Annotated in this window: 13 protein-coding genes; 7 read left to right on the top strand and 6 right to left on the bottom strand. The window is 59.0% G+C overall.

Going from position 1 to position 12,471, the window contains the following annotated elements; genetic code table 11:
* Positions 1-102 precede the first annotated feature (102 nt).
* On the bottom strand, positions 103-585 hold the full coding sequence (locus ACRQ1B_RS01605; RefSeq protein WP_432291927.1) for a MarR family winged helix-turn-helix transcriptional regulator: 483 nt from the start codon (positions 583-585) through the stop codon (positions 103-105).
* A gap of 167 nt (positions 586-752) precedes the next feature.
* On the opposite strand from ACRQ1B_RS01605, the gene ACRQ1B_RS01600 reads away from it, so the two are divergent.
* From ACRQ1B_RS01600 to ACRQ1B_RS01580, 5 genes are all read left to right on the top strand, one after another.
* The gene (locus ACRQ1B_RS01600; RefSeq protein ID WP_432291926.1) at positions 753-1,517 is read left to right on the top strand and encodes a creatininase family protein; all 765 of its coding nucleotides are present in this window, start codon (positions 753-755) and stop codon (positions 1,515-1,517) included.
* A 51-nt stretch (positions 1,518-1,568) separates the two neighbouring features.
* Positions 1,569-1,820 (top strand): type II toxin-antitoxin system VapB family antitoxin, encoded by a 252-nt coding sequence (locus ACRQ1B_RS01595; protein WP_432291925.1) that lies wholly within the window; start codon positions 1,569-1,571, stop codon positions 1,818-1,820.
* Positions 1,820-2,224, top strand: a complete 405-nt coding sequence (locus ACRQ1B_RS01590) for a type II toxin-antitoxin system VapC family toxin (RefSeq protein ID WP_432291924.1) — start codon at positions 1,820-1,822, stop codon at positions 2,222-2,224. Before ACRQ1B_RS01595 ends, ACRQ1B_RS01590 begins: the two co-directional genes overlap by 1 nt.
* A 142-nt stretch (positions 2,225-2,366) precedes the next feature.
* Positions 2,367-3,521: a CobW family GTP-binding protein gene (locus ACRQ1B_RS01585; protein ID WP_432291923.1), complete on the top strand. Its 1,155-nt coding sequence runs from the start codon at positions 2,367-2,369 to the stop codon at positions 3,519-3,521.
* 59 nt (positions 3,522-3,580) lie between these two features.
* Entirely contained in the window at positions 3,581-4,567 is a 987-nt protein-coding gene (locus ACRQ1B_RS01580) for a WD40 repeat domain-containing protein (RefSeq protein WP_432291922.1), read from the top strand.
* Positions 4,568-4,589: 22 nt separating this feature from the next.
* Here the strand turns inward: ACRQ1B_RS01580 and ACRQ1B_RS01575 are convergent, their stop codons facing one another.
* Entirely contained in the window at positions 4,590-5,756 is a 1,167-nt protein-coding gene (locus ACRQ1B_RS01575) for a GGDEF domain-containing protein (RefSeq protein ID WP_432291921.1), read from the bottom strand.
* Between the two features lie 208 nt (positions 5,757-5,964).
* On the opposite strand from ACRQ1B_RS01575, the gene ACRQ1B_RS01570 reads away from it, so the two are divergent.
* Positions 5,965-6,642 carry a spermidine synthase gene (locus tag ACRQ1B_RS01570; protein WP_432291920.1) on the top strand — a complete coding sequence of 226 codons (678 nt, stop codon included), beginning with the start codon at positions 5,965-5,967 and terminating at the stop codon, positions 6,640-6,642.
* A 3-nt stretch (positions 6,643-6,645) separates the two neighbouring features.
* Here ACRQ1B_RS01570 and ACRQ1B_RS01565 read toward each other — a convergent pair whose 3' ends face one another.
* The 4 genes from ACRQ1B_RS01565 to odc2 form a co-directional block, all read right to left on the bottom strand.
* A complete protein-coding gene (locus ACRQ1B_RS01565) occupies positions 6,646-7,659 on the bottom strand; it encodes a serine hydrolase domain-containing protein (protein ID WP_432291919.1) in 1,014 nt (337 codons plus the stop codon).
* A 369-nt stretch (positions 7,660-8,028) separates the two neighbouring features.
* The gene (locus ACRQ1B_RS01560) at positions 8,029-8,667 is read right to left on the bottom strand and encodes an OmpW/AlkL family protein (RefSeq protein WP_432293786.1); all 639 of its coding nucleotides are present in this window, start codon (positions 8,665-8,667) and stop codon (positions 8,029-8,031) included.
* Between the two features lie 410 nt (positions 8,668-9,077).
* Entirely contained in the window at positions 9,078-9,650 is a 573-nt protein-coding gene (locus ACRQ1B_RS01555; protein ID WP_432291918.1) for a GNAT family N-acetyltransferase, read from the bottom strand.
* A gap of 106 nt (positions 9,651-9,756) precedes the next feature.
* Complete coding sequence (gene odc2 / locus ACRQ1B_RS01550) at positions 9,757-10,887, bottom strand: ornithine/lysine decarboxylase (protein ID WP_432291917.1); 1,131 nt, start codon at positions 10,885-10,887, stop codon at positions 9,757-9,759.
* 617 nt (positions 10,888-11,504) lie between these two features.
* Here odc2 and ACRQ1B_RS01545 point away from each other — a divergent pair.
* Positions 11,505-12,401 carry a LysR family transcriptional regulator gene (locus ACRQ1B_RS01545; RefSeq protein WP_432291916.1) on the top strand — a complete coding sequence of 299 codons (897 nt, stop codon included), beginning with the start codon at positions 11,505-11,507 and terminating at the stop codon, positions 12,399-12,401.
* Positions 12,402-12,471 lie beyond the last annotated feature (70 nt).

Genomic DNA, 12,471 nt, shown 5'->3' with positions numbered 1-12,471 from the left:
TCCGGGGTGAGACGCACCAAACGGAGGCGCAATCGGGAATTAAATTATTAAAACAATTTAATTCCGTTTCGCAACCTTTGAAATGAAGTTTATGTGCGACTTTCAGTCGTCGCCGGGCTGCAGGTTCTCATCCACGGTGCGCAAGAGCTTGATCAGCGTCTTCACCTCCTTGTCGGACAGGCCCTTGGCCGCGAGCGCGCCACATCCGGCGGCTGACCGCTCGATCTGCTCGACGCTTTTGAGGCCGAGTTCGGTCAGGTGCACCTTGGCAAGGCGGCCATCGGTTTCATCGGCACGGCGCTCCAAAAAACCCTGTGCCTCCATGCGACCGATCGTGCGCGTCATGGTCGGCGCCTTGACGCCGAGCTTTTCGGCCAGATGCCCGGGCGTCATGCCATCCTCTTCCGCAAGCAGCATGATGACTCCGTCCTGACCGGCATAAAGCCCGCTGTCCGACAGCATGTGGCTGAGAGCGGTGCGCATGGAACGCGCAGCCTGGGTGATCGCCGGCGCGATATCGACGGCTTCATACGCGCCCTTTTTCTTCAGCCCCTTGTTCTTCTTCTCGGCCTTTTTCTTGCTCATGCCCTTAACCTACCTGCCCCTTCCCTTGGCCTCTCAAGCCGGCTTTGCCATGCAGATGCCTTGCCGATATAGGATGCACATCCATAGCGAAAGCCGGGAACCATCGCCAGATGCCCAAGACCATGCCTCCGCAACATCCGGCCAGATACCCGGAACCGCGTTTTGACATGAACGCCCCTAACCTGTCACCCGAAGCGCACCGGGACTGGATTGCCGTCCTGCCGCTCGGCGCCCACGAACAGCACGGCCCGCATCTGCCCTTCGAAACCGACGCGCTGATCGCCGAAGGTCTGGTCGAACGCATCATCCCGCAACTGCCGAAGGATTTGCCTGCCACGTTTCTGCCGGTCGAATCAGTCGGTTATTCCATAGAGCATATGGATGTGACGGGCACAAAAACACTGAGTTATAGAGAAGCGGTGGAACGCTGGCTCGGCATCGCCGAAATGCTGCACGAAAAAGGCATCCGCAAATTCGTGATGCTGAACGCCCATGGCGGCAATTCACCGCTTCTGACCATCGTGGCAACCGAAGCCCGCGTGCGTTTCAACATGCTGGCGGTGGCGACAAGCTGGACGCGTTTCGGCCAGCCACAGGGCTGGATCGCACCGGAGGACAAGGCGATCGATATCCACGGCGGCGATATCGAGACCTCGGTCATGCTGGCACTGTGGCCAGACCATGTGGACATGACCAAGGCGGAAAAATTTGGGTCGGGGCAGGCCGCGTTTGCGAAAGACTACAAACATCTGCGCGCCTACGGTCGGCATGCTTTTGGCTGGAAGATGAGCGACCTCAATGAACAGGGCGTGGCCGGCGATGCGAGCGCCGCCACCGCCGAACGCGGCGAGCAATTGGTGGCACATGCGGTGACGGGGATCATCGAGCTTTTGCGGGATGTGGCGCAGTTTGACCCCTCGGTTTTGAGGTAGTCGCTGACAATCGGATGTGCGAGAATATAGCATTCGCTTGAGGTCAGACCGATGACTTTGAATATTCGCAGTGAAAAAGCAGATGCGCTGGCGCAGGAACTGGCACGGATAGATGGAACGTCTGTCACCGAGGCAGTGATTGTCGCGTTGCAGGAAACCTTGAACAGACGTAACCATCAGGAGACACCGACAGAGACAGCCCGCCGGCTTCTCAAGGAGCACGGCCTCTCGTTCAAACAGGGCCGCAAACCAGTCCCACCTGAAGCCTACCAGGAACTTGACCACGATCTGGGCAAGAACTGATGTTTATCGACGCCTGCGCTGTTGTCTCGATCATGGCAGGCGAAGACACCGCTGCTGATTATGAGCAGGCTCTGTCGACAGCCCCTTCACCATACATATCTCCACTCGCCGCCTGGGAAGCAATCATCGTGCTTTCACGACCCGATCAACTCGATTGCAGCTATAAACAGGCAGCCGCCGTCGTGACGGACTGGCTGGACATACGTGGAATAGAAATAAAAGAGTCAGGCGCTCCACGCGAATTGTTGCACCATGCCGTCGAAGTGGCCGAAAAACACGGGATCGGAAAACGTCATCTCAGCAATTTCGATTGCTTTCATTACGCCTACGCCAAAACAAGCCAGCAACCATTGTTGACCATGGACAAGCTGCTTCGCTCAACTGACGCCGAGGTTCTTCCGTGACAAGGGAACCTGATCACCCCACCGTCATCTTATAACATTAAACCCTTTGAACTCGCTCCCGCTTGCTCTTATATGGGGCGGACCGGATGTCCGGGTCCTAAAAATTCCGCGCGATAGCGCCCCAAAATCTCTCGAGGTTTCCATGACCGAAGCAGCCACCGCAAAGCCCGTTCCCGTTACCGTGCTGACCGGCTATCTCGGCGCCGGCAAGACGACGCTTCTCAACCGCATTCTCTCCGAAAGCCACGGCAAGAAATACGCCGTCATCGTCAACGAGTTCGGCGAAATCGGCATCGACAACGACCTGATCGTCGAGTCGGACGAAGAAATCTACGAAATGAACAATGGCTGCGTCTGCTGCACCGTGCGCGGCGACCTGATCCGCGTCGTCGAGGGACTGATGCGCCGCCCCGGCCGTTTTGACGGCATCATCGTCGAAACCACCGGCCTTGCCGATCCGGTTCCTGTCGCGCAGACCTTCTTCATGGATGACGACGTTCGCTCCAAGACCGAGCTCGACGCCGTCATCGCGCTGGTCGACGCCAAGCACCTGCCCTTGCGCCTGAAGGACAGTCGCGAAGCCGAAGATCAGATCGCCTTTGCCGATGTCGTTGTTATCAACAAGACCGATCTCGTGACGCCGGAAGAACTTGCGGTGATCGAGGAGATCGTCCGCGCCATCAACCCGACCGCCCGCATCCACAAGGCCACCCGTTCGGGCGTCGATCTGGCCCGCGTGCTCGATCAGGGCGCCTTCAACCTCGAGCGTGCGCTGGAAAACGATCCGCATTTCCTTGAGCACGGCCATGATGATCATGTCTGCGGCCCGGATTGCGATCATGACCATGGGCACCACCATCATCACCACGATCATGGGCACGACCACACCTGCGGTCCCGATTGCGGCCACGATCATCATCATGACCACAAACATGATCACGGCCATCACCACCATTCGCCGGGCGCCGTTGCCGCCATCCATGATCTGACGGTCAAGTCCATCTCGCTGCGCGGCGGCGAAATGAACCCGGAACGCTTTTTCCCCTGGATCCAGAAGATAACCCAGACGGAAGGCCCGAACATTCTGCGTCTCAAGGGCATCATCGCCTTCAAGGGTGACGAGGAACGTTATGTCGTCCAGGGCGTGCACATGATCGTCGAAGGCGATCACCAGCGTCCGTGGAAGGATGGCGAAAAGCGCGAAAGCCGCCTCGTCTTCATCGGCCGCAATCTCGATTTCGCCAAGATCGAGCAAAGCTTCCTTGCTTGCCAGGCAACGGAAAAGACACCGGCCTGATTACCCATACCGACCAAGCGGTCATAGACGAAATCCATGCGTGAAAGACATATCCACTGATGCCGACTGTTGCACCGCTTGATCTTGAAGGCCATGTCGTCGGGGTTCACTTCGTCGGCGACATCCCGTTTTTTGCCACCGCTGCCGGCACGATCCACCGCCTTGATGGCGGCGAAAAGGTCGAGGAAGCCCATCAAGGCCTTCTCACCTTCGTGCGTGATCCCTTCAGCAATTCGCTGCTGACAGGCGGCGAAGACGGCAAGGTTCTGCGCATCGCGCCGGATGGTTCGACCACACTGGTCGCAGAAGCACCGCGCAAATGGATCAATGTCGTGGCCGGCGGCCCGCAGAATGCTGTCGCCTATGCCTATGGCAAGTCGAGCTTCGTGAAGCTGGCCGATGGCACCACCAAGGAATTCACCGAGGAACGCAGCGTTGAGGCGATCGCCTTTGCGCCCAAGGGTATGCGCATCGCCGCCGCCCGTTACAACGGCGTATCCATGCACTGGGTCGGCACCAATGCGCCGGCGCAGGATCTGGAATGGAAGGGCGCCCATACCGGCGTCACCTTCTCGCCTGATGGCCGTTTCCTCGTCACCATGATGGTGGAAAACGCCCTGCACGGCTGGAAGCTCGACGGCAAGGCGGGTGATGCCCGCCATATGCGCATGACCGGTTATCCCGCCAAGGTGAAATCGCTGTCCTGGTCGCCCAAAGGCAAGTGGCTCGCCTCATCCGGTGCGCCGGCCGCTATCGTCTGGCCGTTTGCCGGCAAGGATGGTCCGATGGGCAAGGCGCCGCAGGAACTCGGCACCCGCGCCAATATCATGGTCACGCAGGTTGCCTTCCACCCGGCCGAAGAAGTGCTGGCGATCGGTTATATCGACGGCATGATTCTGGGTGTGCGCCTGTCCGACGGCAAGGAAGCACTGCTGCGCCGTCCCGGCAAGGGTGGCATTACCGGCTTCAGCTGGAGCGGCGATGGCAAACGCCTCGCCTTCGCATCCGATGCCGGCGATTGCGGCGTGGTCGATATTTCCGCCTGATCTTTTTGGGGCGGCTTGATTATCAAGCTGCCTGCAACTCCTCCGAAAACACATCGACACCGTCACGGCCTTCCCGCTTGCGGCGGTAAAGCGCCTGATCGGCCTTGTGGAGGATGGCGTGCAACGTGTCTGCCTCGTCCATCTGACCGGTCGCCACACCGATGCTGAGCGTCGGACGAACACAGCACGCCTGTGCCATGCCGTCCGTTGCCGCCGAAAACGCGCTGCGGATATCCTGCGCCAGACCGGCCGCATCGTTGAGCGTGCGGTCAGGTAAGACCACCACGAACTCATCGCCGCCATGGCGGGCGATCAGGTCGCCGGGCTGCACGGCGCTGTGCGCCGCTGTGGCAAATGCCTTAAGCACATCGTCACCCATAGCGTGGCCGCAGCTATCGTTGAGCTGTTTGAAATTGTCGATGTCGATGACCAGCACAGCCAACGGCCGCCGCGTCAGCACATTGAAGGCCTGGCTCATGCCGGCGCGGTTGAGCACACCCGTCAGCGGATCGTGATAGGCGGCATTTTCCAGCTGCAACTGCGTACGCTCGGTCGCCATCATCATGATCACCATGCAGCGCAGCGTCAGCAGCAGCATGGCAACGAGGCCAAGCGCGGCATGCAACTGATCGCCATTGTGAAACAGTGGACCGCCACCGAGACTACCCCACCAGCCCATCACCGCACGCGAACCATATAGTGTTGCCGTCAAAGCAAAGAGGCCGGAGGCAAGTTCTGCCGAATAGAGCTTTTCCTCACGCGCCATCCGGCGTGCCTCCCAGGCAACCGCCATATCGAACAGCGCGCAGACGGCCGATGAGAACACGATCCGTGGCATCGATTGAGAAGGCTCGGTGAAGATCAGAAAATAGGGAAGGCTTGGTAATACCGTTATCAGCAGGACGATCCACATGCTGGTTCTGCGTCCGGCAAACTCCCGCACGGCAATCGGCAACAGCGCGCTACCGACGATCGTCATGGTGTTTCCCACCGAAATCGACAGGAAATCCGGAGCGATTTCGCGCAAGACAATCAGGCAGGATGCCAAACCCAGCAGGATGTTGTTGGCGCTCCACCAGGCCAGCCAGCGGCCGAACCGGCCGGTTGAATAGGCGGCAAGCTGCACCGCGCCCATGATCACACAGGCGAGTGCCGTCATCGCGTAAACCGTGCGCAGATCGAATGCCATCCCTTCACCCCATCTTTCCGAGCGAAGTGTAGGCAACCTGTCCTTTACAAAAGGTGACAAACACTCGCTTAATGCGAGCAATTATTGGCCGTTTCTTGGGATTTACTGCTAACCTGCTTTTCTCGCTGCGGATTTTCTCTAGCCGTTGCGATCAACCGCCCAAACCGTCATAACGCCGGCACGGCAGGTGCCGAAGACGGAGAAAACGATGATCCCCTGGATAGTGCTCGACACGGCAAAAGTGCCCGGCGGACGCGACGAATTGCGGCTGAAACAGCGCGGCTCGGAATTTTCCATCATGCTCGGCACCAACGAGTTGATGAACAGCCGCCTGAGTGGCTCCGAGGAAGCGCTTGCCAAACTTTCGTGGGAAAAGATCAAGGGGCGCGCGAAACCGAAGATGCTGATCGGCGGCTTGGGCATGGGTTTTACCCTGCGGGCGGCATTGAAGGAACTGCCAGCGGATGCCGAGATCACCGTTGCCGAACTGGTGCCGGCCGTGGTGGCATGGGCCCGTGGCCCGATGGCGGACGTTTATGGCGACTGCCTGTCCGACCCGCGCGTGACGATCAGGGAAGACGATGTTGCCGATCTGATCAATGCCCGCCCGAAGGCATGGGATGCGATCCTGCTCGATGTCGACAACGGACCTGAGGCTTTGACGCGTGATGAAAATGACCAGATTTACGCCCCGCGTGGCCTGCGCTCCGCCAAGACCGCGCTGACACCCGGCGGTGTACTCTCCGTCTGGTCATCGGCACCCGATCCGAAATTCACCCGTCGCCTGCAGGCTTCGGGTTTTACGGTCGAGGAAGCTCGCGCGAAAGCCAATGGCCGTGGCAAGGGCGGCGGCGCGCGTCATATGATCTGGCTGGCGACGGCCTGATTCTCACGCGGCGCGCACGGCGCCGATAATGTTGCCGAGCAGCGCATGCAGGTCATCGCGGTAGCCATTGCGCGCCGACGGACCGCTTTCATTAGATGTCATCACCACCGTCATCTGCAATGACGGCACGACATAGACCATCTGTCCGCCATATCCCCAGCCGAACCAGACATTTTCGCCGCCGATCGTGCGGTTGAACCAACCATAGCCGTAACCATCGCCGGAAAAGCGCGAATTCGTGCGCACCTGCCATGACGTGGCGATCCAGTCTGCCGGGATCACCTGCCGCCCCTCGCCCGTCTTTCCGCCATTGCGGTACAGTTCACCGAAGGCCAGCAATGATCGCGCCGTCATCGCCATCTGGTTACCGCCGAGATAGATACCCTGCGGATCCCGTTCCCACGAGCCGATGCGGAAATCATCCACCGGTGCAAACCATTCCCGCGCCAATTCCAGCGTCGACTTGCGCCCCACCCGCGTCAGGATAGCGGAAAGCAGATGCGTCGAGGCGGTGGAATAGAGCATGGACCCGCCCGGCTCGCCATCGAACGGCTCCGACAGCGCGAACCGCACCCAGTTGCTGCTCGACACCCATCGCCCGTAATTCGGTCCCGACATGCGCGACAGACCGGCCTGCATGGACAGGAGATTGCCGATCGTGACGTCGCTCAGGCGCGGATCGGGATTGGACGGCAGGGCAGATTTGAGGATCGGCGCGATCTTCTGGTCCGGCCCGTCCAGCAGCTTCTTACCGATCGCAATGCCGACCATGGCCGAAATGATCGATTTCGACGCCGATTTGATATTGGTGGAGCCGTTGAGAGAATGGCCATTGAACGCGCGTTCGGCCAGCGGTTTCCCCTCGCGGTTCACCAGCACGACCTTGAGCGGCGACAGGTTAGTGGCATTATCGAGCACGGCCTTCAGGCCTGTGGCGGCAGGCGCCCCCTGCGCAAAAGCGTGGGCGGCGGGAATAAGGAAGGGCAGCGATGCGAGTGCGGAGCGACGTGTCAACATTCCCACAAGCTAGGGCGTAGAATGGGCGTCACCATGGCGCAAAGCCGTTGCTCACACCAAGGTGAAACACCGTGAATCCGAAAAAATGAAAACCCCGCCCCAACTTCATGTCAGGACGGGGCTTCAGGGCGTCATGCCCGAGTGTCCCACAGGAGGACACGCCATATTTGTACTTTCGAAAATATGATTACAAGTCGAATAAATGTCAAGTGAGCGTGATTTTCAGGATTGCCTTCAAAAGACAGGCAAGGAGCCGCAAACGAAAAGACGCGGGCCACCTTTCGGCACCCGCGTCAAGTATCTTCAAAAGGGAGTTGGCCGACGCCGCCTCCGTTGCGCCGGCCGGCCCCCTACCGGTTTGTTCTCGCGTCAGAACCGGTAGGTGACACCTGCGCCGATCAGCCACGGATCGATCTTGGCCTTGCCGGAAAGAGCCGGGGAGCCGGTCAGCGGGCTGCTGTCGACTTTCCAGTCGGTTTCCAAGAAAATCTTCTTAACGTCGAAGTTGATGCCCCAGTGCTCGTCCAACATATAGTCGAAACCAACCTGAACGGCGGCACCGAAGTTGTTGTCGACGTCGAGACCGGTAAAACCGGGCTTTTCCTTCTGGTTGTAGAACAGCGAATAGTTGACGCCAGCACCGACATACGGCTTGAACGCGCCAAAATCGGTGAAATGATACTGCAGCATAAGGGTTGGGGGCAGCAGCCATGACTTGCCAACATCGACACCAGCCAGTGCGCCGGTGGTTTCAATCTTGGCATAGGTGGTGCCGAGGATCAGTTCGGCAGCAAAATTTTCAGTGAAGTAATAGGTAATATCCAGTTCGGGAACGACCGAGTCGGAATATTCCAGCCCAACGCCCGCCGCCTGATCGATAGAACCGCTGTCATGGGTGATGACGCCAAGGGCGCGAACGCGAATCTGCCACGGGCTCTTGGTCGACAGTGCTTCATAAGCCGTCGGTGCCGCCTGCGGTTCGGCCAGATCGGCAGCAGCAGCGCCCATTGCAAAAAATGCGACGCTTGCGCCAGCTAAGTAGTTGATAATCCGTGCCTTAATCATATTCAGCCCCCATCCTTCAAACCGGCCAATCAATGGAGGAGAGATAAACTTCCCTTGGTTAATTAAGTTTGATCAGGATCAAAGACCCGGTTAACGGGTGACGGTTGCGGCATAAAAGACACAAATTAGATAATTCTAAAAACGAGAGGATCGCGGCGGATGGCCGGCCACCGGACTGCGAAAACAAAACACCCCGCCTCCCTTTCGGGAGACGGGGTCGGGCAGGATCGGAGATACGCGGAGCCGTGAAGCCCCATCTTGCAAAAGGTGAGCCGCCACACACCTTCCCTGTGTCATGTCATGAATGGCAGATACCGGAAGGCTGAACACCACCGGTATTGCCGTGACACGTGTCAGGCCAGCTTGCGTCCACTCGCCACGATCATGCCAGCGGCATCATCCAGCCAGCCGGCCTTCAGCTCCAGCGCCAGAAAACGGGCGCGGTCGCAGGGGCCGGGCATGACGAGATGCCGGGTCTTTTCGGCAAAAAAGCCGAATTTCTGGTAATAGGGCGCATCACCCACAAGGATGATGGCACCATGACCACGCTTGGTGGCTTCCGAAATGGCCGCACGAATCAATGCTGCACCAATACCCTTGCCTTCGCGGGCCGGATCGACCGCAAGCGGCCCAAGCAGCAGCGCATCGACAGGTGCACCATCGGCGGCAACACCGGCTTCGATGTTCCACAGGCGAACCGTGCCGATGACATGGCCGGTCGCATCGCGGGCAACCAGCGCCAGCCCCTCGGCCGGCAGACGGTTGTTGCGGATCTTTTCCGACGACTTCTTGCGGCGATCAGCCCCCATGGCGCGATCGAGCAGGTTTTCACGGGCCACGATATCGGCCGCATTTTCAGCGGAAATCGTGAAGGATTTGGATTTCGGCGCAAGGAATGCGCGTACAGAATCAAGAACAGCGGCCATCTTGGCCTCCCGCACTCAAAACCGTTTCAAACGGTGTCGTCAGATCATTGTGGATTTGCGGCCCCCGCCTGGAGGATCGGGAACCGCGAACTGTTTTACGTCAGGTTTAGATGACGTAGGCCTTGAGCGGATCAAAGCCGTTGAAGGCAACCGCCGAGTAGGTCGTCGTATAGGCACCGGTGCCTTCGATCAGAACTTCGTCGCCGATCGTCAGCGTGAGCGGCAGCGGATACATGTTCTTTTCGTACATGACGTCAGCCGAATCGCAGGTCGGGCCGGCCAGAACGCAGGGCTCCATCTGGTCCTGATCGCGCGTGGTGCGGATCGGGTAACGGATCGCCTCGTCCATGGTTTCGGCGAGACCGCCGAACTTGCCGATGTCGAGGAAAACCCAGCGATGGTTGTCATTGTCCGACTTGCGCGAAACGAGAACGACTTCCGCCTTGATGACGCCAGCATTGCCGACCATGCCGCGACCCGGCTCGATGATCGTCTTCGGCAGGTTGTTGCCAAAGTGCTTGCGCAGCGAAGCGGAGATCGCCTGGCCGTATTCTTCGGCCTTCGGGATGTCGCGCAGGTACTTGGTCGGGAAACCGCCGCCCATGTTGACCATCTGCAGGACGATGCCCTGCTTGGCCAGCGACGAGAAGACGCGCTTGGCATCGGCCAGAGCCGAATCCCAGGCATCGACCTTGGTCATCTGCGAACCGACGTGGAACGAAACGCCGTAGCTTTCGAGGCCCAGCTGGTGAGCGTAGACGAGAACGTCGACGGCCATCTGCGGCACGCAGCCGAACTTGCGCGACAGCGGCCATTCGGCGCCTTCACCATCGGTCAGGACGCGGCAGAACACCTTGGCGCCGGGAGCGGCACGGGCGATCTTTTCGACTTCCTCGTGGCTGTCGACAGCGAACAGGCCAACGCCGAGTTCGAAGGCGCGCGCAACGTCGCGTTCCTTCTTGATGGTGTTGCCGAAGGAGATGCGGTCAGCGGTGGCGCCGGCAGCAAGTGCCATCTGGATTTCGGCAACCGAAGCGCAATCGAAGCTCGAGCCCATGGAGGCGAGCAGTTCGAGGATTTTTGGTTCCGGGTTTGCCTTGACGGCATAGTAGATCGAGCTGTCCGGCAGTGCGTGGCGGAAAGCCTTGAAATTGTCGCGCACAACGTCGAGGTCGACAACAAGGCAAGGGCCTTCTGGACGCTCGGTACGGAGGAAGTCGAGGATACGTGCAGTCATCGTTCAAACCCTCTGGAGCACCACGCTCCGGCAAGAGGACAAAGGACGGATGAGGATGCGTCGGCACCGGTCTTTGGAGACACCGATACCTTGCACGCTCAAACGCGCGATCGATGGACCAACGCCCTGCCAAGAGCTTTGATCCGCTTTGTCTGCCATTGATTGGAGGGTTGTCCCTACCGCACTTCCGGCAATTCAGGTGTGCCTCTACAGAATTGCATGCTGATGGAAAGCATGCAGAGACTTAAAAGGCCCGCACCGTCGTTGCTTCAGGCGTCCTCGCATTTCCCGGTTGGCCGGAATAGCGACTGGAGGGGTTAGTTCCAGGTACCTTACCGATGACCTCACCTTAGAGATAAATCTCAATTCGAGGGTCGGCGGACACCCATGGGCACGTGCGACTTTGGGCAAGGCGGGAGATAAGAATATTCGCCGTCATAATCAAGCGTTTTTTTGAACCTTGGCCAAAAATCTTAACACGACGCAGGCAGGGGGAATTTGCATGAACAATGGGGCAGAATTAGACAGGCATATGGAAACGCGCCCCTTGTGTTTCCGGGCTGGCTGACGTCTTGCTGGCCGTGAAAGCCAATTTGCGAACCGGAGCAAACACTTCGATGGATACACTCACCCGCATGCGCGCCTTTATCGACGTGGTCGAAGCGGAAGGTTTTTCCGCCGCCGCCCGCCGCACCGGCCGCTCCAAGGCGCTTCTGTCGAAATATGTGCGCGAACTGGAAGACGATCTTGGCGCGCTGCTGCTCAATCGCACGACCCGGCAGTTCTCGCTGACCGAAGCGGGACACACCTATTTCCGCACCGCCGCCGACATTCTGAAAGAGATCGACAACCTCGCCGACCTGGTGCGCGAGAACAATGCCGACCTCAAGGGCCGCATCCGCGTGTCGGTGCCGCGCACCTTCATCGATGCGCCGGTCGGCCAGTCGCTGATCGATTTTGCCGTCGCAAACCCGGAAATCGCGCTGGAAATCGTTGCCGAAGATCGCTTCGTCGACCTGATCGAGGAAAGTTTCGATCTCGCCATCCGAATCACCCGACTGGAAGATTCGGGTCTGATTGCGCGAAAACTGTCTGATTTCCGGGTTTATGCGGTCGCCACGCCGGATTTCGTCGCCCGTTTCGGCCCTTTCGATCACCCGAGCGACCTGACCGGCAAACCCTTTATCGTCGATACCAATACCCGCTCGCACAACAATATCCGTTTTCAGGACCCGAATGGCGGCGCGCTGTCCGTGCCCGTCGCAGGTCCCATCGAGGTCAACAGCCCGCAGGCGACACTTCGCGCCGCACAGGCCGGCCTTGGTGCTGCCATCGTACCGGATTTCATCGTGCTGCCCTATATCCAGTCCGGTGAGCTGGTGACGCTGTTCGACGACTATATCGTCAAGGATCGCGGCATCTATGCCGTTTATCCCCACCGCCGCTACCTGCCGGCCAAGGTGCGCAGTTTCGTGGATTTTCTGACCGCATGGTTCCGCAAGGTTCAGGCGTGATGCAGGCGTAATAACGTTACTGTCATCAGGGAGCCGAAATTCCGTCTTATTTGCGGGTCACTCCACCTGC

The organism is Endobacterium panacihumi (genome assembly GCF_050847465.1).
Taxonomy (GTDB): Bacteria; Pseudomonadota; Alphaproteobacteria; order Rhizobiales; family Rhizobiaceae; genus Neorhizobium; species Neorhizobium panacihumi.
Note: the sequence above shows the minus strand (reverse complement) of the source record. Positions and strands in the feature narration are given on the sequence as shown.